Annotated in this window: 12 protein-coding genes; 4 read left to right on the forward strand and 8 right to left on the reverse strand. The window is 46.1% G+C overall.

The genetic code is table 11. From position 1 onward, the window contains the following. Nucleotides 1–61: 61 nt before the first annotated feature. Together KUA46_RS11265 and KUA46_RS11270 are read right to left on the reverse strand one after the other, a co-directional pair. Entirely contained in the window at nucleotides 62–1,588 is a 1,527-nt protein-coding gene (locus tag KUA46_RS11265) for a RagB/SusD family nutrient uptake outer membrane protein (protein ID WP_218487347.1), read from the reverse strand. Between the two features lie 28 nt (nucleotides 1,589–1,616). After that, the gene (locus tag KUA46_RS11270) at nucleotides 1,617–4,877 is read right to left on the reverse strand and encodes a SusC/RagA family TonB-linked outer membrane protein (RefSeq protein WP_218487348.1); all 3,261 of its coding nucleotides are present in this window, start codon (nucleotides 4,875–4,877) and stop codon (nucleotides 1,617–1,619) included. Nucleotides 4,878–5,428: 551 nt separating this feature from the next. Between KUA46_RS11270 and KUA46_RS11275 the strand changes: the two genes are divergently transcribed. Then, on the forward strand, nucleotides 5,429–7,693 hold the full coding sequence (locus KUA46_RS11275) for a glycoside hydrolase family 3 C-terminal domain-containing protein (RefSeq protein WP_218487349.1): 2,265 nt from the start codon (nucleotides 5,429–5,431) through the stop codon (nucleotides 7,691–7,693). 266 nt (nucleotides 7,694–7,959) lie between these two features. Here KUA46_RS11275 and KUA46_RS11280 read toward each other — a convergent pair whose 3' ends face one another. Further along, complete coding sequence (locus KUA46_RS11280; protein WP_218487350.1) at nucleotides 7,960–9,624, reverse strand: DUF6377 domain-containing protein; 1,665 nt, start codon at nucleotides 9,622–9,624, stop codon at nucleotides 7,960–7,962. Nucleotides 9,625–9,923: 299 nt separating this feature from the next. Between KUA46_RS11280 and bglX the strand changes: the two genes are divergently transcribed. Next, nucleotides 9,924–12,293, forward strand: coding sequence for a beta-glucosidase BglX (bglX, locus tag KUA46_RS11285; RefSeq protein ID WP_218487351.1), 2,370 nt, complete (start codon nucleotides 9,924–9,926; stop codon nucleotides 12,291–12,293). Nucleotides 12,294–12,418: 125 nt separating this feature from the next. Here bglX and KUA46_RS11290 read toward each other — a convergent pair whose 3' ends face one another. Next, nucleotides 12,419–13,285: a DUF4923 family protein gene (locus tag KUA46_RS11290; protein WP_218487352.1), complete on the reverse strand. Its 867-nt coding sequence runs from the start codon at nucleotides 13,283–13,285 to the stop codon at nucleotides 12,419–12,421. 123 nt (nucleotides 13,286–13,408) lie between these two features. Here KUA46_RS11290 and KUA46_RS11295 point away from each other — a divergent pair, with 123 nt between their 5' ends. After that, on the forward strand, nucleotides 13,409–14,986 hold the full coding sequence (locus tag KUA46_RS11295) for an IS1634 family transposase (protein ID WP_218487981.1): 1,578 nt from the start codon (nucleotides 13,409–13,411) through the stop codon (nucleotides 14,984–14,986). 779 nt (nucleotides 14,987–15,765) lie between these two features. On the opposite strand, the gene KUA46_RS11300 is transcribed toward KUA46_RS11295, so the two are convergent. The 4 genes from KUA46_RS11300 to KUA46_RS11315 all read right to left on the reverse strand — a co-directional run bounded on the left by KUA46_RS11300 (nucleotide 15,766) and on the right by KUA46_RS11315 (nucleotide 22,536). Continuing rightward, on the reverse strand, nucleotides 15,766–18,588 hold the full coding sequence (locus KUA46_RS11300) for a M16 family metallopeptidase (protein WP_218486766.1): 2,823 nt from the start codon (nucleotides 18,586–18,588) through the stop codon (nucleotides 15,766–15,768). A 243-nt stretch (nucleotides 18,589–18,831) separates the two neighbouring features. Further along, a complete protein-coding gene (locus tag KUA46_RS11305) occupies nucleotides 18,832–20,214 on the reverse strand; it encodes an MATE family efflux transporter (protein WP_006848486.1) in 1,383 nt (460 codons plus the stop codon). Nucleotides 20,215–20,307: 93 nt separating this feature from the next. After that, the gene (locus KUA46_RS11310) at nucleotides 20,308–20,955 is read right to left on the reverse strand and encodes an FKBP-type peptidyl-prolyl cis-trans isomerase (protein ID WP_218486765.1); all 648 of its coding nucleotides are present in this window, start codon (nucleotides 20,953–20,955) and stop codon (nucleotides 20,308–20,310) included. Between the two features lie 18 nt (nucleotides 20,956–20,973). Next, on the reverse strand, nucleotides 20,974–22,536 hold the full coding sequence (locus KUA46_RS11315; RefSeq protein WP_006848488.1) for a glycine--tRNA ligase: 1,563 nt from the start codon (nucleotides 22,534–22,536) through the stop codon (nucleotides 20,974–20,976). Between the two features lie 105 nt (nucleotides 22,537–22,641). Between KUA46_RS11315 and KUA46_RS11320 the strand changes: the two genes are divergently transcribed. After that, entirely contained in the window at nucleotides 22,642–25,503 is a 2,862-nt protein-coding gene (locus KUA46_RS11320; protein ID WP_256625002.1) for a DNA gyrase/topoisomerase IV subunit A, read from the forward strand. Nucleotides 25,504–25,546: the final 43 nt, after the last annotated feature.

The raw sequence follows: 25,546 nt of genomic DNA on the forward strand, positions 1-25,546 counted from the left end.
CTTAAAGTTAATATTTTATTAGGGGGTAGAGGAAACTATTGTTCCTCTACCTTAATAAGTTTTAATAATTATTCTGAACCAAAGCAGGATCAGAGTCAAGCTCTGCCTGAGCGATAGGAACATACTTCTTGGATTCTGTCCAGGAGTTGGTGCGATAGCCGTAGCTGTCTGGTACCAACACGGTAGCAGCCTTGCCTGTACGAACGAGGTCGAAGTAACGCTTACCCTCACCTACAAATTCCAAGCGGCGCTCATTGATAACATCATCCAGAGTTACGGCTCCAAGCTCTGCGATTCCTGCACGGTTGCGAATCTTATTCACATAATCCTTAGCCTGATTAGCATCGCCACCTGTCTCCAACAAAAGCTCTGCAGCATTGAGGTAAGCCTCAGCCAATCGATATACACGGAGATTGTTATTATAGTTAAGGTTATTATCGAAACCTGCGTCAGCATTGTTCTCTGTGAACGGACGATACTTGGCCAGCCAAAGACCAGTATCCTCATAACGTTTGGTATATTCCACGCCACGACAGTCCCATACAGTAGCATCACGGCGCTTGTCGTTGTCAGCAAACAGAGCATAGGTTTCGGTACGAACAGGTAGGAATCCCCAACCGTCACCGCCTTGGTTCCAACCATCGCCACCAGGCCAAGAGTTTGGAGAAATCAAGGTAGGCAATATTGTACCACCAATAGCCAATGGTGAATCCCAACCACGCTCGTTGTTACCATCCTCATAGTTTACTTCCCAGATGCTCTCCTTGCACCATTCGCCGCTCTCTTTCCAAATAGAGGCGTAATCGTCTACTATATCATAGTCACTCTTGTCGGCGATGAGCTCCTGCATATACTGGAGAGCCTTAGGATAGCGAGTCTTGTCATTCTGATACATCACCATCTCGGCATACATCATATAGCACATGGCCTGCGACATTCTTCCACAGTTGGCATCGTCCCAACGCATTGGCAGGACCTTGGAGTCAATTACAGCCTCAAGCTCTACTATCAATTTGTCATATACTTCATCAGCCTTGAGCTGTGGGGCTGTGTAAGGAGCAGACAAGTTCTCCAGATAGAAAGGAATATTGCCGAAGTAGTGCCACAAGTTATTGTAGAAATATACACGGAGGGCTCTACCCTGCATCTCATAAGATGCCCTGTTTTTCTCGTTCAAGTTTGCCTCTGCCCAGCCCAAATACTTCAAGAGGTCATTACAACGCTTGATGCCTGAGTAGTCCACTGTCCAAAGTGAGCTAAGGGTATTGCTGGCATTTGCCTCATAGTTGGCAAGCATGTGCCAGTGCTGTTGATCGGTTTTGTTAGAACCGCCTACCCAGAAGTTATCGCCCATTATCTCGGCATCGATATTGAGAGCATTATACTGTCCCAATCCCCAGTCTGGCCAGTGGATAGGATCGTAAGCCGCATTCAGAGCCTCATTGATATGGGCATCTGTGGTATAATATTCTTCGAGGTTTTCACCTGATGGGTTCTCCACCTCTAGGAAGCTGTCGCTGCAAGATGTGTTTGCCAGTGTCATACTGGTTGCCAACACTCCTAAAGCTATATATTTTATTGTCTTCATAATAGTCTTTATTTTAAAGGTTCTTATTTTAGAATGAAAGGTTTACGCCGATGGTGTAGGTGCGAGCCTGTGGATATACACCATAGTCTACACCGAGAGAAGTTCCACCTGATGAGATTTCAGGGTCGAAGCCCCAATACTTGGTCCAGGTAATCAGGTTCTCTGCCATCACGTAGAAACGCAAGTGACTGATAGACAACTTCTGTGTAAGCTGCTTTGGCAAGGTATAACCCAGTGAGAGGTTCTTTACACGGAGGTAAGAGCCATCGCAGATATAGAGGTCTGAAACCTGCCAGTTGATAGCATCACCGTTCTTCAGGATAGGATACTTATTGGAGGTACCCTCACCAGTCCATCTGCCGAGCATCCAAGAAGGGAAGTTGCCAGAGAACACATCTGTACGATAGGTAGCATCAAATACCTTATTACCTGTTACACCCTGCAAGAAGAGGTTGAGATCGAAACCCTTCCACTCAGCATTGAAGTTGAAACCGAAAGTCCACTTTGGAGTACCATTACCGATATTGGTACGGTCGTCGGCATCAATCTTGCCATCACCATTGACATCAACAAAGCGTACATCACCTGGCTTGGCATCTGGCATGATCAAATTTCCATCTGCATTGGTATAAGCATTAACCTCTGCCATATTCTGGAACACACCAGCTGTCTTATAACCATAGAAGTATGGGAAAGGCTGACCGTTAGATCCACGAGTGCCACCACCAAAGATACTCAGGAAGCCATCGAGGTCGATGTAACCTGTATCATTACCGAGGTTGGTCAACTCATTGTGCAGATAGGTAACATTAGCCTTGGCATTGAAGCGAGCATCAGAGATGTGCCACTTATAGCCGAGCTCAAACTCAAGACCTGAGTTCTTCATGTCACCCACGTTACCGATTGGCTTGGTCTCACCTACGTAGCTTGGGATAGGCATAGTAATCAACATACCGTTGGTCTTCTTTACATAATAGTCAGCTGAGAATGTCAGCGCACTGCCGAAGAAACCGAAGTCGAAACCGATATCAGTCTGCTCACTCTCCTCCCACTTCAAGTCTTCATTGGCTGTGGCATTCGCCTTAGAACCATTAAACTTGACTGCATTCTTTCCGAAGAGCACGTTGTTGCCCATAGCGGTCAATACGGTATAACGGAAGTCACCGATGTTATCATTACCATTCTTACCCCAGCTGGCACGGAACTTCAAGTTGCTCAACCAATCGCGAGTACTTTCCATGAATTTCTCGTTCATAATATTCCATCCGATAGAGGCAGATGGGAAGGTACCATATTTATGAGATGGTCCGAAACGGCTTGAACCATCTCGGCGGATTGTAGCCTGAAGCATGTACTTCTCATCATAGTTATAGCTCAATCGACCGAAGAGAGAAGATATAGCATGCACTACATTATTGCCACCTGATACAGCATGCTCAATGGTTGGAGCACCTACAGAGATGATGTTACCTTCAGCATCCTTCACGATGGTCTGGCTATATTTACCAGTAGCATAGTCGATAGAAGGCTTGTTTACATTCACAAGATTCCAACGGCTGCCGTTCAGATAATCACTCTTATTCTTCATTGCACTCTGACCTAAGACAACAGCAAAACTATGCTTGCCAATAGTCTTATCGTATGTCAAAGTATTCTCCACCTGCCAGTTGATACCCTTGTCAGAACTCTTGTAAGCCTGGGTATGCTCAGCCTTGACGTTACCAGAGAGGTAATACTTGGATGCGGTGTAGCTATCTGAACCCCAGAAGCTGAGGTCTGCACTATAAGTGAAATGATACTTCAAGTTATCCCAGAGCTGGAGGTCGATAGAGAACTTAGGCACAAACTTATGTGACCAGTTCTTAGCTGCTGGGCGCGCCATCATGGCAAGAGGGTTGTTCATCTCCTGATAGGTACCTCCCATACCTGGGATGGTATAATAGTTGCCATTGGCATCACGAAGAAGCTCGTAAGTATCACGAGTACCTGTAATATTACCATCTGCATCGTATGTATTAGGATCCTCGTAGGTATTATAATACTTCTTCGCCACATTGCTATTGGTTACCGTAGGAGCCAATGTTGGAGCAAGATAGAGGGCACTACCCAATACTGAGCCATTACTATTAGCATCGATACCTGTACTCTTTACACGGGTGTAAGCCATGTTGACGGTTACATCGAGCTTGTTGAGGAAGTTGCGATCCTTGCTGGCATCCAATACATTATAAATGTTGTTGCTACGCATAGAGAGACGCTCATAGTTGCTCTGTCCGTAGTTACCACCTACGATACCTTCCTGCTTGTAGTAGCCCATGGAGAGGTAGTAGTTGATTTTTTCAGAGGCACCACTGATGCTTACCTCATGGTTCTGTACAGGGGCATTGTCGTTGAATACCAAGTCCTGCCAATCAGTACCAAATCCATTGATGGCATTACCATTGGAGTCGGTCAGTTTGTATGGATCAGCATAGATAGGAGCCTGACCACCATTCACTGCACGCTCGTTCTGAAGGATGGCGTAGTCAGTGGCGCTTGTTACATCACGCTTCTTCCATGCGCTTTGCCAACCGTAAGAGAAGTTATAGTTGATCTGTGCCTTTCCTATCTTACCCTTCTTGGTGGTTACGAGAATTACACCGTTGGCAGCACGGGCACCATAGATAGCACCCGAAGCAGCATCCTTCAACACCTCGATACTCTCGATATCACTAGGGTTGAGATAGTCGAGACCACCCTCGATAGGCATGCCGTCTACGATGTAGAGAGGATCTGAATTGCTGATAGTACCTGTACCGCGAATACGGACTTTAGGAGATGCACCAGGCTGTCCTGAAGAAGAGGTTACGTTGACACCGGCAGCCAGACCCTTCAATGCGTTATCAACACGCACTGGGCTCTTGCCAGCCAAATCTTCGGTGCTCACTTTAGCGATAGCAGCAGTTACCACGCTCTTCTTCTGAACACCGTAACCTACAACAACCACTTCATCCAAAGCCTTGTCGTCTTGTTTCAGAGTAATCTTCATGTTGGCTGAAGGACGAATCTCTGCATCCTTGTAGCCAATGTAGGTAATAACCAAGGTCTGGTTAGCATCTGCATCAATGACAAAGTTACCATCAAGGTCGGTAATTGCACCGGCACCCTTGACGCCTTTAACCTGTACGGTGGCTCCGATAACGGGTTCACCCAGGTCATCCAACACGACACCCTTAAAGGTGTTTTTCTGTGCGAGCGCTGACGTCGACATCAATAATGCAGTCGCCAGCAATAGACTTTTTGTTTTCATATTCGATTATTAGTTTAGAAAAATATCTGTTTGTTAGTTCACTCTATTATAATAATGTATAAGACTGTGCGGCTGTGCATTTCCTAAAATGCGTTAAGCCGTGTTTTCGATTGCAAATATAATATGTTTTTTTGATAATTCCTAGCACCTTCAACAGATAAGTGGGAAAAACGCTTGCTTCAAACAACTTATATCGTTAGTTTTCAGATACTTATCTATTTTTTATAACTATACGAAAGTGGATGGGGTAAAATGGAGAAAATGAGGCTAGAACACCCCTGAAACGTTATATCAGTATATTTCAGTGTTCACACTCTGCCACTTTTCAATAACGCACATTGCTCATTATACTTCTCATTATCAACAACTTACAAAAGTTATATTTTTGTACCCATCCACTTTTCACTTATCACACATCATTTTTTCATTATTTATTTAGTAATTTTGCAGATGAATGAGCATATACGCCTAAACGCACAAAAAAACGTGAGAGGCGGTGTGCAAAACAAACAACTGCGAGAAATAAACAAACCATAATAAATTCATTACTTATGAAACAGTTCATTTTATCATGTGTCCTGTCGGTTGCAGCCATCGCTCCATCTCAGGCACAGCAGACTACCAGACAATTGCCAGTCTATCTCGACCAGACCAAGCCGGTAGAGCAGCGCATCGATGATGCCATCTCCCGCATGACGCTGGCAGAGAAGATACGTATCATCCATGCTCAGAGCAAGTTTTCATCAGCCGGTGTACCACGCTTGGGATTTCCTGACTTCTGGACGGATGACGGACCTCACGGAGTGCGTCCTGACGTATTGTGGGATGAGTGGGAACAGGCTGGTCAGACCAACGACTCCTGTGTAGCCTTCCCTGCCCTCACCTGTCTTGCCGCATCATGGAATCCGCAGATGAGCCGCATCTATGGCGAAGCATTGGGCGAAGAAGCCCAGTATCGCGGCAAGGACATGATTCTGGGTCCTGGCGTCAATATATACCGCACGCCTCTCAACGGCCGCAACTTCGAGTATATGGGCGAAGATCCGTTCCTGGCAAGCATCATGGTTGTGCCGTATATTCAGGGATTGCAGTCTAAGGGCGTATCAGCCTGCGTAAAGCACTATTGCCTGAACAACGATGAGGAATACCGCCATCAGGTCAACGTAATCGTCAGCGACCGTGCTCTCCACGAAATCTATCTCCCTGCCTTCAAGGCGGCTGTTGAGAAGGGTAAGACATGGGGCATCATGGGAGCCTACAACCTATATAAGAATGAGCACAACTGCCACAACCAGTGGACCCTGAACAAGATTCTGAAGGGCGACTGGAAGTATGATGGTGTCGTGGTAAGCGACTGGGGCGGTGCCCACGACCTGGAGCAGTCTGTAAAGAACGGGCTGGATATGGAGTTCGGCACCTGGACAGACGGTCTTACGATGGGCGCTACCAATGCCTACGACAACTATTATCTCTCCATGCCTTACATGAAGGCCATACAGGAAGGCAAGTTCACCCAGAAGGAGCTGGACGATAAGGTGCGCCGCGTATTGCGCCTCTTCTATCGCACCACGATGAATCCGAACCGTCCTCATGGTTTCCTCTGTTCCGAGAGCCATTATGCAGCAGCCAGACAGATTGCTGAGGAAGGCATCGTATTGCTTCAGAACAGGAACAATGTGCTTCCTATCAACACCCAGAAGGCTAAGCGCGTGCTGGTAGTGGGCGAGAATGCCATCAAGATGATGACCGTAGGCGGAGGCTCTTCTTCGCTCAAGGTACAGCGCGAGATTTCGCCTCTCGATGGTCTGAAGACGCGCTTGGGCAAGGACGGCATCGAGGTAGATTATGCCCGCGGATATGTGGGCGATGTAACGGGCAACTACAATGGCGTTACAACCGGCCAGAACCTGGAAGACAAGCGCAGCGAGGCTAAACTGATAGCCGAAGCCGTAGAGAAAGCCAAGACTGCCGACTATGTCATCATGTTTGGTGGTTTGAACAAGAGCGATTTTCAGGACTGTGAGGGTCACGACCGCAAGCATTATGAGCTGCCATACCATCAGGATAAGCTGATCGAGGCTTTGGCTAAGGCAAACAGAAACTTCGTTTATGTCAACATCTCGGGCAATGCGGTAGCTATGCCTTGGAAGGCTAAGGTTGCCGGCATCGTACAGGGCTGGTTCATCGGTTCGGAGAGCGGCGAAGCCCTTGCAAGCATCCTTACAGGCGATGCCAACCCTAGCGGCAAGTTGCCGTTTACATGGGTCAACTCGCTGAAGGAAACAGGTGCTCATGCACTCAATACCTATCCGGGAACCTGGCGTCAGGAAGGTGGAGCCGGCACGAAGGGCAACATCATTGATGAGGAATATAAGGAAGGCATCTATGTAGGTTACCGCTGGACCGATAAGGAGCGCATCAAGCCTACCTTTGCATTCGGTCACGGCTTGAGCTACACCCAGTTTGCCATCTCTAATCTGCGCAGCGACAAGATGCAGATGAAGCAGGACGGCACAATCACCTTTACCGTAAACGTAAAGAATACAGGTAAGCGTGCCGGAGCCGAGACGGTTCAGCTCTATATCCACGATGTCAAGGCATCAGTAGACCGCCCTCAGAAGGAGCTGAAGGGATTCCAGAAGGTTTATCTCCAGCCAGGTGAGAGCAAGGATATCAGCATCACCATCAGCAAAGAGGCCCTCAGTTTCTACGATGAGGCATCTTCATCCTGGAAGGCTGAAGCCGGAAAGTTTGAGGCTCTTGTTGGTAATGCAGCCGATAACCTGAAGCTCAAGAAAGCCTTCGAGCTCTTTTAAAAAGAATGATTCGATTCTGAGAAATTGAACGGAGGGAAGAAATAAATATAACGCATAAAAGTTTGACGTCGTAAAACGCGACGTCAAACTTTTATTGTTTTCCCCTGCTTTCATCCTATCGACAAACTCGTAGAAACGGGGACTTTCAAAAACATCAATATCTTGATTATCAGATGACTACCCATGTGTCGTGTTTCACGACACATGGGTACCTGAAGCATTTACTCCTAAGCTTTCACAAGTTTGCGCCATACGCCCTGAAAGGCTTATTTCATGCCAATCTGCTTCACACGCTGCTCGAACTCTTCCCTGTCACAGATAGCACTATTCTTGATTTTGGCGCGATAATTATAGATAGTGTTCACAGAATAGTGAAGGAACTCGGCAATCTTAGAACTGTCCTCGATGCCCAGACGGATAAGGGCAAAGATACGGAGGGTGGTAGAAAGACGGCTGTCATCTTCGAGCACGATACGCTCTTCAGGCTTCAAGAGGGCATTGAACTCCTCAACAAAGTCAGGGAAGAGCTTCAGGAAGGCGGAATCGAAATACTCATACAGCTCGCCCATGTAAGCCTCGCCAGCCTGCATCTGCTCCAGCAACTTGTTGAGTTCTCTTGCCTTCACCAGTTTCACTACTCGCTTGCGCATGGTCTCTATCTTGTCGACATAGATGGCACAAAGGCGCAGGAATCGACCAATATATACTTCCTTCATCTTGTTACTCTCGTTGAGTGACTGGTTCATCTCGTTGAGAGAATGGTTCATCTCGTTAAGACGCTCATTTGCCAACTGCAAGGCATGGTTGGTTTCCTTCAGCTTATGATGGGCCGCAGCAATGCGCTTGCGCTGCTTGTTGACATAGTAGAGCAAGAGCATAACCACAAAGAGAAGCAAGGCAGAACACGCTACCATGAGCCGCAGATGCTGGTTGCCCGAAGAAAGTTCTTTCTGATAGCCATCCTCAATCTGCGTGAGCACAGGCATGATCTGGCGGCTGCGGCTAGGCGTATTGAAAATGGTAGCCGACTTCCAGGCAAACTTGATATACTCGTGAGAGCGCTTCTGCTCGCCCAGTTCGGCGTTGAGCAGATTGGCAACTTCCCAGAGAGAGCCCTGGTCCATCACAGCCAACTGGACATCGCAGATAGCAGAACGCAAGAGGCAGCGGAGGAACTGCTCTTTATCACCAAACTGATTGTAGGTCAAGCCGCGATAAAATTGAACGATGGCATACTGATGGGTGCCCGGTTTCGTCATCGCCAGCCGCTTATCGCTCAATCGCAAAGCCTCCTTCATATTGCCTGCATCGCGTGTCCTCACCTCCTGCATCTGCAGATAAAGGTCATCATCATGGCTGAATGTGCTGTCTATTGCAGCCTGATAGGCATTATGCTTGCCGGCATAATATTTCTTCAAAGAGGGAACGTTGGAATAATATGCCATCTCGCCATACAGGTGCTGGCAAGCCCAGAGGTAGTTGCGTTTGCCCTCAGCATCAAGATCAGCGATATTGACAGACTTCAGCAGGTCGTACGATTCGGCATAATCGCCCGTAGTAGATTCCTGGAAAGCAAGCAGCGCCTTGGCATTCCCCACCTTCTTTTTATCGCCCATTCTGAAGGCAAGTTCCATACACTGGTTGATGTATTTCAGCGCCATGTCGTTCTTGTAGGAGCGGTATTCCTCAAAGAGCGCAAAGCAGGCATCATACTTACTGCTTAGGCGCCTGGCGGTCTTCAGCTTCTGCTCCCAATCGCGAATTCGGGCTTCACGTACCTTCACATAATCAGCCGAATGGGCAATGGCGTTGTCCAGACTCTGGAAAAGCTGCTCTATATTATCTGTTTTTTTTGCTGCAAGAGAAAGAGGCATCAAGACAAAGAGCAGGAAGAAGAATGCCTTTCCCCATAATTCATTTATGCGATACATCAACTTGATTCCGTTTAAGATTGATTTATTTTCATGAGGTTTCATGTGCAAAAGTAATAAAAAAATCGGAAACGACAAATCAAATATAGAAGAAATGTAGATTTCTTCGCATTTTTCGCCTATATCGCATCCACTTTTTATATATTCTTCATTTTTCTTATCCATCTCATTATCAGACACTTTTTTATCTAAAAAAGAAAGATTCATCCACATTTTAACATTCGTATCGCGCATCGTATCATCTTTTTTATTATCTTTGCAGAAGATAAACATAAAAATAACAATTAACATAATAAACAATGAGAACAGCACTTTTATCACTCACATTTCTTTTGGCTGGTTCTATGGCAGCACCTGCTTTCGCCCATACCGCAGCCCCTAAGAAAAAAGTAACTGCCACAACCAAGAAAGGCAAGATTCTACCCATGAAGGAGTATATCGACCAACTGATGGCGAAGATGACGCTACAGGAGAAGATTGGTCAGCTGAACCTGATGGTAGCTGGCGACATCACCACCGGCGGCGCACTTGATACTCAGGTAGGCAGCGATATCGCCCAGGGCAACATGGGCGGAGTTTTCAATATCAAAGGGCTCGATAAAATCAAGGCTCTGCAGGAAATCGCTATCAAGAACAGCCGTCTGGGCATCCCGCTGCTCGTAGGTATGGACGTAATTCATGGTTACGAAACGATGTTCCCTATCCCTCTCGCCCTCTCCTGCTCATGGGATACCGAGGCGATGAAGAAGGTAGGCGAAGTATCGGCCAAGGAAGCCAGTGCCGACGGCATCAACTGGACATTCTCTCCTATGGTAGACATTGCACTCGATGCCCGCTGGGGACGAATAAGCGAAGGAAATGGCGAGGATCCTTACCTGAGCGGCGTGATGGGAGCAGCGATGACTCAGGGCTACCAGGGCGTGGATATGCGCACTGAAGAGATTCTGAGAGCCAACCGCATCATGGCCTGTCTGAAGCATTTTGCCCTGTACGGAGGCGTTGAAAGCGGTAAGGAATATAACACGGTAGATATGAGCCGCGTGCGCATGATGAACCAGTATCTGCCACCTTACGAGGCAGCGGTGAAGGCTGGCGTAGGCAGCGTGATGTCTTCATTCAATCTCATCGACTACACACCTGCTACAGCCAACAAATGGATGATGACCGATGTCTTGAGAAAGCAGTGGGGATTCAACGGTTTCGTGGTTACCGATTACGCTTCTATCGCCGAGATTCTGCAGCACGGAACGGCAAAAGACATCCAGGAGGCTTCAGAACAGGCGCTGAAGGCGGGTACCGACATGGATATGTGTTCCAACGCCTTCGTAAAGCATCTGGCTAAGAGCATAGCAGAAGGAAAGGTGAGCGAGGAGGATGTGAACATCGCCTGCCGCCGCATCCTGGAAGCGAAATATAAACTGGGCCTGTTCAGCGACCCTTACCGCTACTGCAATACCAAGCGCAGCAAGAGCGAGATTTATACCGCAGAGAACCGTCAGGCTGCCCGCGATGTAGCAGCAGAGACCTTCGTGCTTCTGAAGAACGAAGGCAATATCCTGCCACTGAAGAAGGAAGGAAAGATAGCTCTGATAGGTCCGCTTGCCGACACCCGAAACAACATAGCCGGTACATGGAGCGTGGCTCAGGAACCATCTAAATATACCACAATCAAGGAGGCAATGGAGCATGCACTTGCCGGAAAAGCCACCTTATTATATGCCCAGGGAAGCAATATCTGGCGCAATCAGGAACTGCAGAAAAACGGCGAATCCGGCAAGCCAATCAACTGGGGCAACGAGGCTGAGATGAAGGCTGAAGCGCTGAAGATAGCCAAAGAGGCCGACGTGATAGTATGTGCTATGGGCGAAAGTGCCGAGATGAGCGGTGAATGCGGTAGCCGTACCAACCTAGAGATGCCGGATGTACAGCGCGAACTGCTTGCCGAACTTCTGAAGACGGGCAAGCCTGTAGTGCTCCTCAACTTTGCGGGCCGTCCTACGGTTCTTACTTGGGAGAAAGCCCATGTACCAGCCATCATGAATGTATGGTTTGGAGGCTCAGAGATGGGCGATGCACTCTGCGATGTCATCTTTGGCGACAAATCGCCATCGGGTAAACTCACCACTTCGATGCCTAAGACTACCGGTCAGGAGCCTCTCTACTACAACCATCAGAACACCGGCCGCCCTGTAGCAGACGATAATGAGAAGTTTGCCAAGTTTGCCAGCAACTGTCTGGATGTAAGCAATGGTCCGCTCTATCCTTTCGGTTACGGTTTGAGCTATACCAACTTTTCATACAGCAACTTCCGCCTGAGCAGCCAGGAGGCGGGCATCAGCAATGAGGAGGCTACTGAATGGCAGGATGGCAAGAAGATTACAGCTAGCGTCACCATTAAGAACAACGGCTCCCGCGATGCCGACGAGATTGTGCAGCTCTACATACGTGACATGGTAGCCAGCATCTCCCGCCCTGTAAAGGAACTGAAAGGTTTCCAGCGCATCCATCTGGCAGCAGGTGAGAGCAAGGAGGTAAGCTTTGATATCACCCCAGATATGCTCAAGTTCTACAACGCAGATCTGAAGCACGTGATAGAACCAGGCGACTTCCAGATTATGATAGGAACCAACAGCAAGGATGTAAAGACTTTGAAACTGAACGTGAAATAAACAATAAAAATCGCCCTGTAAAGAGCAAAGCATAGCTTGAAAGATGCTTTACTTCTTACAGGGCGATTCCTATTGACTGAGCCCACTTCAACAGAAGGCTCAGTAATGGATTCTATCCTTCAGGATTACTTAGTCATCTCGAAACCTACACGCATACCATCGTAATTATTGGCGATAGTACCGATAGCGCTGAGGGTAGAACTGCCCTTGAGGGCACCCATGGTCTTGATGAGGTTGAGCAACTTTGTCTGGTCGAAAAGCAGGCTGATGCCGTTGGTAGTCTTCGTAGCATAACCCGACATACTCAAGAGCAAGCCCTTCATCTGAATGGCATGAGTCTTCTCATCAAAAGTATAATTGCCCTGCCATGACTTGCCATCTATCTTGGCAGCGAAAGTTCCATCAGTTTTGAAGGTGAAATAGGTATTTGAGCCGCTGAAACCAAACTTGCTGTAATACTCACCCAACTTCTCCTCTACCTTGTTGGCAGCAATCTCACCGCCAGCCTTTGCCAGGAGATTCTCAGAAGTAAAGGCGCATCCCGGCTTGCTGTACTTCCAGGTATGGGCACAGAGATCCTGCTTGCTGAAGGTACCTGAACCGATTACATTATTCAGAATGCCATTGATAATGCTGCTACCTGCAGAACTGCTGCTGTTAGAGTTTCCGCCCAGTACAGCACCCAAGATACCTGCAACGGCTGAGCCTGCATTGCTGGTTGTACTGCTAGATGTAGCGGCATTGCTGGTTGTTGCTGCAGTTGTTGTTGCAGTCGCAGCTGTAGTGTTAGATGCAGCAGAAGTTGTTTTCTTTGTAGAAGTCTTCTTGGTCGTAGTCTTCTTTGAAGTCTTCTTTGTTGTCTTCTTAGCCGTTTTCTTAACCGGCATCATCTCAGACATTGAGGCATTGAGCGCTGCCTCGTTCATAGCGCTTGCGTTGCTGCCAGCTGTGCATGCGAGCACGAGGGCAGCCAAAAGAAATACCTTTTTCATTGCTTTCTCCTGACTTTGACAAAATGTGTACCTATAAAATAACATATCCTAATTTTCAGGCATTTAGCAAAAATAATCTCTGTAAATGGGTGACGCAACGACTATTTTTTGTATCTTTGCACCATGTTTGTACGTAAGAAGAAGCACCGCAGTGGGCATATCGGAGTGCTTGTGGTGGACAAGAGCAATGGCAAGTTCCGTGAAATCAAGAGTTTCGGTGTTGCGAAGACAGATGCCGAAGCGGATGCTCTGTGCCTAGAAGCGAACAAATGGATAAGAACTTATGGTGGACAGCAAGAGATTAACTTCACAGAACCAGACATCAAGCAAAACGAAGAGGAAGAGACAGAACGAGTACTGTCTAACATAGACTCCCTGCTTCTAAATGGACACCAAATTATCCTAAACCAAGTATATGACAGCATAGGTTTCAACCAAATTCAAGATTCCATACTTCGCCATTTGGTTATCGCTCGCATCTCTCAACCCATGAGCAAACACGCAACAGTAGATTACCTGAAGTCATACTTTGATGAAGATGTCGAGTTGTATAAGCTTTATCGCTACATGGACAAGTTGTACTATACCCAAAAAGAAGAGGTACAACGCATCAGTGTAGAGCACACCAAGCGCATACTCGGTGGACATGTAGGTCTGATGTTCTATGATGTGACCACACTGTATTTTGAGACCAGTAGAACAGATGTGCTGCGAGAGTCTGGTTTTTCAAAGGATGGCAAGACATCAGAGTCGCAGATAGTGCTAGGCCTCTTGGTCAGCCGTGATGGCTATCCTCTGTCGTATTGTATTTTCAATGGAAGCCAATACGAGGGATACACCATGCTACCTATCATAGATGATTTCATACAACGCTTCTTTCTGGACGATTTTGTAGTGGTGGCTGATGCAGGGCTCATGAGTAAGCGCAATGTAAAGTTACTGGAGGATGCAGGATACAAATATATAATAGGTGCTCGTATTCATACAGAGTCTGAGCAGATAAAAGAATGGATCTTGCAGCAAGACAAGATGCCTGGAAAATTTCACGAATACAGATATGGTGACAATGCAAGATTGATCCTCGGCTATTCCGAAGAACGAGCAAAGAAGGATGCACATAATCGTGATAAGGGAGTGGCAAGGCTCAAGAAGGCATATGCAAATGGAAAAATCACAAAAGCCTCCGTAAATAAGCGTGGCTATAATAAATTCTTGGAAATCAGCAAAGACATAGATGTAGTTATCAGCGAAGACAAAATCAAGGAAGATTCACAGTGGGATGGCTTGAAAGGTTATATAACCAATACTTCCATCACACCAAAGGAAGTTGTCGAACAATACCACGGTCTATGGGTCGTGGAACGAGCCTTTCGTGTAACCAAAGGGAACTTGGAGGCACGCCCCATCTTTCATTTCACAGAGAAAAGAATAGAGGCACATATCTGCATATGCTTCATTGCATACAAGGTGTATAAAGAACTGGAGCGTATCTTAAAAATTGCCAAGATAAACAAAAGTGTAGATTCAGTTTTGAAAATTGCTAAGACCATAGCTACTATCAGAATCAACATGCCGAATAATGGGAAGGTCAGGCAAGAAACATTGCTGCTGACTCCTGCCCAACACTCTATCAAGCCCTTGTTTGATGTTCAAAAGATACTAGACGGGGGCAAAAGTGACGATTCTGCCCCCGAAAAATAGAAAAATCCAAGATGGGTGACGCATAGTCAAAGTCAGGAAAAGAAATACCTTTTTCATTGCTTTCTATATATTTATTTTTATCACTCTTATTTATATATATATACCCAATACTTCCTATTGTTCTTTCGGGTGCAAAGTTCGCAAAAAAACCGGAAATACGATAAGAAAAATCCCTATTTCGCGGTATGAATCTCCCTAAAAACTCATCATTTCTGCTCTTTCTACGTTATTATAGACGATTGCGATGACAATTCGTTTAAAAGATAATGAAAAAAATCGTTCAGGAAATACTAATTATCATTCTAAAGGGGGAAAGCTGCTCAAACGATTGCACTTTTTTTTGACATACATCAAAAAATAACGAATAAAACACGTATTTTCATGCATTTTATACCTAGAAATAGGTAGAAACCCCTATCTTTGCAAGCGGTTAACAAATATCAATAGGTTATGAATGATTTAATTAAGGTAAATTCAGAAAATCAGAATCAGGCTATCGATAGATGCCAACAGATTCTTCAGGATCGCCGAGAGGCTCTTGCCTCTAAGGCAAAGAGAAGAGGTTAATACTCTTCAGAAACAAGAAGTAAAGGAGGAAAGATGATGCTCTTATACAATATAAAGACGCATCCTTTCTTTTTAAAGAGAGATTTTTCGAAACGACTCTTAAATGATGAGTTTCAAAAATTTTGGGAAAAGAAAAAAACGTAAAAATCCCGTTGTCAGCCATCTGGCTCGTACAACGGGATTTTTTCGTTTATTATATCAAGTCCGAGATTTTACTTCTCGTTCTTCACTGCCTTCATGATGATCTCGAAGTGATTACCACTCTTCAAGATGACATTCTTCAGGAAGTCTGAAATCTCAGATGCCTTCAGATTCTTCACCATCTCCTTGTAATCGCTATGAGTATCAACACCCATACGCTCGTATGTGCTCAACGCACCAAGCCAATAACCGTTAGACTTCTCGCTAACAGCAGCCTGCTTCAGGAGAATCTCCTTTACCTTCTGAAGGTCTTCTGCATTTGGCTGGGCTACGGTCTCGTCCATACCCTTGAAGAAGTAAGGAATAGCGATATCCGACTTCTCTGGGTTCAACTGAGCCACGGCTGAAATAGAGATGGCAGCCTTGTTATCATAATCGCGAAGCAAACCATAGTTTGCTCCTGCATGATAAGCAGCGCTGAGTTCCTCACGGATAGTACGCAAATACTTCATCTCCAGCAAACGGGCTGAAACATCAGCAAGAACCATATACTGCAAGGTGAATGGAGCCTTGGTATACCAGATCTCTGTTGCCTGGTTCTGTGGATTCTCCATTGCCTTGGTAAAGATATTGCTTACCTTACCCTTAGCATAAGGAATCTGCTTGTTCTTCAGCTTGAAGCCATTGTTTGGCAGACTGGCGATATACTGCTCGATGAGTGGGAGGAGAGTCTTCTCATCATAGTTACCTACGAAATAGAAGGTGAAGTCCTTGGCATTGCCGTAGAACTGCTTACCAATCTCCAGGATACGGTCGTAGTTGATATCCTTTATATCGCTTGCCTCTGGCACACGGGCAAGTTTGCTACCCAAATAGAGGGTGCTCTGAACAGAATCCTGATATACGAGGCTTGGGTTGTTGCTCTTGTTGGCAAGAACAGTAGCCATCATACTCTTCATATTGTCGAAGCTCTTCTGGTCCTTGCTTACTGCGGTCATCTTGAGATAGATGAGCTGCATCAGGGTTTCGATGTCCTTAGGAGTAGAATTACCCTTCAAACCATGATTGAAAGGACTCAAGCTGAACGAAACGCCAGCCTGCTTACCTGCCAAAGCCTTATCAAGCTCATTGCTTGAGAAATCGCCAAGCCCACTAGCATCGAGCACATCTGCTGCAAATGCAGCATTCAGGAAGTCTTCCTTGCCGAAAGTAGAATAGCCCACATTGGCTGAAGCTGCGAAAGCAACCTCATTGTCCTTGAAATCGGTCTTCTTCAATACCACCTTAGCGCCATTAGAAAGAGTCAACTCCTTGAAGCCCAACTTCTTGTTCTCAACAGTCTTCTTAATCTTACCAGCCTTAGGAGCCTGAGCGATGAGAGGTTCCTGCTTAACATTATCCACATAAGCCTCGAGTTTTTCAGCACGTACCTGCTTTACGATGGCAGAGAGTTCCTGCTCTGTAGGATAAACAGCACCAGCCTGCTCGCGCATCATTACCAATGATACAAGGTTGGTATCGCTCTGGCAAACCAACTGCTTGGCATAGCTGTTGATAACCTCAAGAGGCAAGTTTGGAACTACCATCTTCCAGTTCTGGCTCTCCTCTTCTACTGACGGAATAGGCTCGTTAGAAGTGAAGTTATCCACATACTGGGTGGTAAACTGCTCGTTCTTCATCTTATCCTTGTTAGCAAGCGCCTTGTCAACCTGGCTCATGAATTCATCCTTGGCACGCTGATACTCAGTAGCTGTGAAACCGAACTCATGCATACGCTGTGCCTCGCGGAGAACAGCAGCATAAGCCTCCTTAATCTTTCCTGGCTTAGCCACACCGGTAAGGGTGAAAGCATCCTTAGTGCTTGAAATCAGGTATGAACCATCACCGGCACTTGCCTGGAGATATGGACAGTCTGGCTCCAATGCCTTCTCAGCATAACGGGCAGCAATCATAGAAGAAATCACGTTATCCATGTATCCCTTCAGGAGATAGCTCATATTGCTCTTCAGAGAATCTGGCACAGCATTGTGCTTCATATAAACCTGGAAGAGATCAACCTGCTGCTCCTTATCCTTGTCGATAGCATAGATGGCAGAATCATTATCAGATACTTCTACCTTCTCTATCTTAGCGGCATTCTTAGGTACCTTGATACCAGAGAAGAGTTCCTTAATCTTAGTTTCGATATGATTTACATCTACATCACCCACGATGATAATAGCCTGATTGTCTGGGCGATACCATTTGCGGTAGTAAGCACGGAGAGTTTCTGGCTTACAGCCATCGATAACGCTCATCAAACCGATAGGGAAACGGTAGCCATACTTTTCGCCCTGATAGAGTTTAGGAAGTGAACGCTCTATCATGCGCTGCTGACCTACGATACGCATACGGTACTCATTGTGTACCACATCGCGCTCGCTCTCGATAGCATCTTCAGTAAGACTGATACCATTACTCCAATCCTTGAGGATAAGCATACAGGAGTCTACGGCTGTTGTACGGGTAGTAGGAACATCTGTGAAGTAATAAACAGTCTTCTCTACTGCTGTATAGGCGTTGAGATTACGGCCATACTGCACACCGATGCTCTGCAGATAGTCCTGCAGAGAGTTGCCCTTGAAGTGATCGGTACCGTTGAAGGCAAGGTGCTCCAAGAGGTGAGCCAAACCGCGCTGGTCATCATTCTCATTGATAGAACCCACTTTCTGTGCGATGTAGAAACTGGCTACATGCTCAGGATAACTGTTGTGACGAATGTAGTAAGTCAATCCATTATCAAGACGACCTATCTTCACATTCTTGTCTACCGGAATAGCTGGCATCTGCTGTGCCATCGCTGTACCTGCAGAAAGGAACAGCACAACTGCTGCAAAAATCTTTCTTAGTTTCATCTGATTTTAATTATTTATATATTTATTGTTTTCTATATCATTCTTTCTATATACCTTATTATATATATATATCATGCTATTTAATAAGTTCACATAATATATAACGACATATCCAGTAACATGATTACCTTCTGCGATGCAAAATTAAGAAAAATAAAAAAGATTTGCAAACATTTTAGAGAATATCTTCCCGATGTATGCAAATCTTAACCTAAAACTAACATTGGAGGCAGAAAACCAATCCTAACCTACATGAAAACTCTTCATCCATGAGCCTCTGAAGAGGCGGATAAGGAAGAGGATTCCCCTGAATGTGAGTTCGGTAGCCATCGCTATCCATACTCCCTCCAAGCCATAGCTTTTGGAAAGCGCATAAGCCAGAGTGAGGCGCACCAGCCACATGGTACCGAGATTGATCATCGCCGGTTTCCGGGTATCGCCCGCTCCTACACAAACACAATAGGTCACGATGCTAGCTGCAAAGAATGGTTCAGCAAAAGCCTCGATGCGCAAACAGATGGTTCCCATCTCACGGATACTTTCTACCGGAGAAAGAACGCCAATCATCTCAGGAGCAAAGACATACATCACTACTCCCATCACAGCCATCACAGCCATTCCAAGTCCTACTGTCATATAAGCAAAATTCTTGCACAAACCTACTCGCCCAGCTCCATGCGTCTGTCCCACCAGAGTGGTAGCCGCATCACCAATACCATAACCCGGCATATAGCAAAGACTCTCTGCCGTAATAGCAAAAGAATGGGAAGCAATGGCTATATTGCCAAGAGGTGCCACAATCATGGTACTCACTATCTGCGCCCCGCTCATCAATATGTTCTGTATGGCTATCGGAATGCTGATTTTACAGGCATTATGAACATACGACCTGACCCAACGGAAACGGACATGGTCCTGACGGAGATTCAGTATCTTATTCTTGAAACCTGCAAGATAAAGATTAGGCAGAGAGATGCAGACATAAGCCATCGCCGTTCCTAAGGCAGCCCCCACAACACCCAACTTCAGGATATAGATAAACAGGTAATTGAATATCACATCGCAGATGCAGATTAATACTGCCATCACACTAGGTGTATGCATATTGCCCGCAGATTTCAGCATCATCTCGGATATATGATAAAGGAAAACGAATGGAAGTACCAGACCATATATCAGAAAATAGCGAGAGGAATTGGTGGCAATATCAGCACCTCCACCCAGCCAATAAGGCAGATAACCATGAATGCCGACACAGAGAAGAGAAACAAAAATGCTGAACGCCACACCGCAAATCAGCGCATGACGAAACACCTGACGGGCATTTGCAAAATCATTAGCTCCGATAAAATGAGCCACCTGTACTGAAAAGCCAGTAGCCGCCGCACTGAGCAAGCTACCTATAAGCCAGGTAGTTGACTCAATCAATCCGATACTGGCAGAAGCCTCTGCTCCCAGATGACCCACCATAGAAGCATCGATGAAGAACATCATCACCGTAGAAATCTGAGCCAACATAGAAGGTATACTCAACCCTACAATAAGATTGAGTTTCTCGCGCCGATCCATCTCCCTACCCAGGCGAATCGACTCCATCAAATAATCTGTCTTCTTGCTATAAAGCATAAATTAATTTCTCGTATATCGCTCATACAAAAAAATATGTGCATATATCATTTCAAACATATGCACATACTTTTCTCTAAATCTTTATTCTTATTATTTAGTAATCCACTTCTTGCCAGAAGCTCTCTTATAGCTCTTGAGCACCATCTCAAAACGGAGCATTGAATAGCCTTGGATTGAAGAATTACCACTCTCGCCATAAGCCAGCTGGTATGGAATGAACACCTGCCAATGGTCGCCCGGATGCATCTTGAGCAATGCGGTGGTAAAGCCATCGATAAATCCACCGGCCACACTACGGGTAGGATTAGCTGTAGTTGCATCAAAAGTACCCGTAAAACTCTGGTCGAAGACGTAACCTTCCTTATAATTATCAGTAGGAATGAAACGGCCACGATAGCTCACCTGTACCGAATCGGTAAGGATTGGAGAAGTTTTACCCTCTCCCTTCTTCAGAACATGAACGATGATATTATCGCAATCCTTATAAGTAAGGGTCACTAAATTACCATTCTGATCTTTGTTCGGAGTCTGTTTTTCGAACGTCCAGTTCTTATAAACGTACCAGCCGTTAGCTTCGCCCATCTTCCTGGCATAAGCCAATGTATCGGCAAAAGCCTGCTCGTTACGCTCCTTCCAGTTGGCATATTCCGAGACAGTATCATCATCTTCGCTACATGATGACAGTGTGATCACTGCCATCATGAGGAAGAAGAAATATTTCAAACTCTTAAGATTCATCTAAATGTATTTGATTAATTAGAAGTTCTTGATTTCCTTGCCAAGCTTCTTCAATACGCTAGTGATGCTTACGCGCTCCTCGATGATGCTGCGAAGATCTGAGATAGCTACGCGCTCCTGCTCCATGGTATCACGATAACGCAGAGTTACCTTATGATCGTTTGGAGTCTCGTGGTCTACGGTGATACAGAATGGAGTACCGATAGCATCCTGACGGCGATAACGCTTACCGATAGAATCCTTAGGATCGCCATAGTGAGTATTGAAGTGGAACTTCAGTTCGTCAACGATTTCGTGAGCCAACTCTGGCAAACCATACTTCTTATCCAATGGGAACACAGCACACTTAACAGGTGCCAAAGCCTCTGGCAAACGCAAAACAACACGTGTCTCGCCATTCTCCAGCTTCTCCTCGCAGTAAGAGTGGCACATTACGCTGAGGAACATACGGTCTACACCGATAGATGTCTCTACATCGTAAGGTACATAGCTCTCGTTCTTCTCTGGATCGAAGTACTTGATAGAACGGCCGCTGTACTTCTCGTGCTGAGAAAGGTCGAAATTGGTACGGCTGTGGATACCCTCTACCTCCTTGAAACCGAATGGCATCTTAAACTCGATGTCGGTAGCAGCATTGGCATAGTGAGCCAGTTTCTCGTGATCGTGGTAACGGTAATTCTCATTACCCATACCGAGAGCCTCGTGCCAAGCCAGACGAACCTTCTTCCAATACTCAAACCACTTCATCTCAGTACCAGGCTGGCAGAAGAACTGCATCTCCATCTGCTCGAACTCACGCATACGGAATACGAACTGACGGGCTACAACCTCGTTACGGAAAGCCTTACCAATCTGGCAGATACCGAATGGCAACTTCATACGGCCGGTCTTCTGAACGCTCAGGTAATCTACGAAGATACCCTGAGCTGTCTCAGGACGGAGATATACCTTGCTTGTAGCATCACTGGCAGCACCCATCTGGGTAGAGAACATCAGGTTGAACTGGCGAACGTCTGTCCAGTTCTTGGTACCGCTGATAGGGCAGACGATACCCTCATCCTCGATAATCTGCTTCAGCATCTCCAGGTTAGGACCCTGCATAGCCTCAGTATAGCGGGCATGGAGGTCATCAAACTTCTTCTGGTTCTCCAGAACACGAGGATTAGTTGCACGGAACTGAGCCTCATCGAAGCTATCGCCGAAGCGCTTCTTAGCCTTGGCAATCTCCTTGGCAATCTTCTCCTCATACTTAGCCATGTGATCCTCGATGAGCACATCGGCACGATAACGCTTCTTTGAATCGCGGTTATCAATCAATGGGTCATTGAAAGCATCTACGTGTCCAGATGCCTTCCATACTGTAGGGTGCATGAAGATAGCTGCATCAAGACCAACAATGTTCTCATGCAACAATACCATACTCTGCCACCAGTACTGCTTGATATTGTTTTTGAGCTCAACACCATTCTGACCATAGTCATAAACGGCAGCCAAGCCATCATAAATTTCACTACTTGGGAACACGAAGCCATATTCCTTGCAATGGCTTACAATTTTCTTAAAAACATCTTCCTGTGCCATGATTAAATCTTATTTTTTTCAAATTTTCGGCAAAGATACTCTTTTTTCTCGAAAAATTGTTGTATTTTTGCCATAAATTAATAAAATAAGTATTAAAAGCTATATATGAGCGACGAAATTAAAGATAAAAACGGTCTTGAAGAGGAAAAATCGCCAAATTTGGAAAATTCTTCTGCAGAATCTGAACAGGATGCTGCGGAAGATGCCAACGAGGAGATTTCGACCGAAGAACATTCCGATTATAAGCCGGTGAACCGATTCGATGCTTCTGCTGTACATCACCTCAGCGGAATGTATCAGAACTGGTTCCTCGACTATGCATCGTATGTGATCCTCGAGCGTGCCGTTCCTCATATTGAGGATGGTTTGAAACCGGTACAGCGACGCATCCTCCACTCTATGAAGCGCATGGACGACGGAAGATACAACAAGGTTGCCAATATCGTGGGACATACCATGCAGTTTCACCCTCACGGTGATGCGTCTATCGGAGATGCTTTGGTACAGATGGGACAGAAAGACCTGCTCATCGACACGCAGGGTAACTGGGGAAACATTCTTACGGGCGACCGTGCCGCTGCTCCCCGATATATCGAGGCACGCCTCTCTAAGTTTGCTCTCGACGTGGTTTTCAATCCTAAAACCACCGACTGGCAACTCTCTTATGATGGAAGAAACAAGGAGCCTATCACGCTCCCTGCCAAATTCCCGTTGCTCCTGGCACAAGGTGCCGAGGGTATTGCCGTGGGATTGAGCAGTAAGGTTTTGCCACATAATTTCAATGAGATTTGCGATGCTGCCGTCCACTATCTCAAGGGCGAGCCATTCCAACTCTATCCCGACTTCCCTACAGGCGGTGCCATCGATGTAAGTAAATACAATGATGGACAGCGAGGTGGTGCATTGAAGGTAAGAGCCAAGATAGACAAGCTCGACAACAAGACACTCGTTATCAGCGAGATACCATTCAGCAAGACTACAGGCAGCCTCATCGATTCTATCACCAAAGCGGTAGAAAAGGGTAAGATTAAGGCACGCAAGGTAGATGATGTTACTTCGGCAAATGTTGAGATTCTTGTGCATCTGGCACCAGGTACCTCATCAGATAAAACGATGGATGCACTCTACGCATTCAGCGATTGCGAAATCAACATCTCGCCCAACTGCTGTGTCATCGAAGACAACAAGCCTGTTTTCCTCACCATCAGCGATGTGTTGCGCCACAGCGTAGACCGCACAATGGGATTGCTGCGCAAGGAACTGATGATCAGAAAGGGTGAATTGGAGGAGCAACTTTTCTTCTCTTCTCTCGAACGGATTTTCATCGAGGAACGTATCTACAAGGAGCGAAAGTTTGAGCAAAGTAAGAGTCAGGATGAGGTTGTTGCCTTCATCGATTCAAAACTCGAGCCATTCAAGGACAAACTCTTTACTGCCGAAGTAGACGGTAAGGGTATGGTAGAATATGCCTTCCATCGGGAAATTACCCGCGAGGACATCCTCAAACTCCTGGAAATCAAGATGCAGCGAATCCTTAAATATAATAAGGATAAGGCAGACGAACTGCTGATGAAGATTAAGGCTGAACTTGCTGAGATTGAGAACGATCTGGCTCACATGACCGATGTAACCATCAACTGGTTTGAATATCTCAAGGGCAAGTATGGAAAGAACCATCCTCGCAAAACAGAAATCAGAAACTTCGATACTATTGAGGTGACTAAGGTGGTAGAGGCTAACCAGAAGCTCTATATCAACCGTCAGGAAGGTTTCGTTGGTACAGGGTTGAAGAAGGATGAATTCGTATGCAACTGCTCCGACCTCGATGACATCATCATCTTTTATAAGGATGGTAAGTTTAAAGTCACCAAGGTAGCCGACAAAATATTCGTTGGCAAGAATATCCTCCATGTACAGGTATTCAAGAAGAACGACAAGCGCACCATCTACAACTGTGTTTACCGCGACGGCAAGCAAGGCGATTACTTCATCAAGCGATTCAACGTAACCGCCATGACCCGCGACAAGTTGTATGACATCACCCAGGGCACACCTGGCAGCCGCGTCATCTATTTCACCGCCAACCCGAATGGAGAGGCAGAAATCATCAAGTGTACGATGGAGCCCGACCTGACGAAGAAGCGCCAGAGCATCTTCCTGGAGAAGGATTTCTCAGACATTCTGATCAAGGGACGTGCTGCCAAAGGTAATCTCCTTACCAAGCGCACCATTCGCCGCATCGGTCTGAAGAGTCACGGCCACAGTACGTTAGGAGGCAGAAAGGTTTGGTTCGACCCAGACGTAAACCGCATCAACTACGATGAGAACGGCCGTTTCCTGGGCGAATTCAATGATGATGAATCTATCTTGGTAGTACTCGACAACGGAGAATTCTACATCACCAATTTCGATGTCAACAACCACTACGAGGACAACATCATCCGCTTAGAGAAATGGGATGAGCACAAGATCTGGACGGCTATCCTTTACGATGCCGACAATCAGGGATATCCATACATCAAGCGATTCACGATGGATGCCACCAAGCGCCATCAGAATTTCATGGGAGAGAACCCTAACTGCAAGCTCATCTTGCTTACCGATACGGTTTATCCACGCATCAAGGTTACTTATGGCGGTGTGGATGCCATCCGTCCTGCCGAAGAAATCGATGCCGAGCAGTTCATTGCGCAAAAGAGTTTCAAGGCAAAGGGTAAGCGCCTCACGACATGGAAGATTGAAAGTATCGAGGAACTGGAACCAACCCGATTCCCAGAACCTCCTTCTGAGGATAATGATGAGGAACAGGATGGTTCTGACTCAGAGAATGAAGGTGAAAACCTTGATCCAGATGCTGGCAAAAGCGAGCAACAGGTGATTGACGAACTGACTGGTCAGACCAACCTCTTCTCAGAAAAAGATTTCGAAGAAGACCAGAAGGATAAAGACTGGTTATCGAAGCAATAAAAAACGCTAAGAAAGCGAAAAAGAAAGCGCAAGGAAAGCAGCA

The sequence above is a fragment of the Segatella copri genome, assembly GCF_019249765.2.
Classification (GTDB): domain Bacteria; phylum Bacteroidota; class Bacteroidia; order Bacteroidales; family Bacteroidaceae; genus Prevotella; species Prevotella copri_K.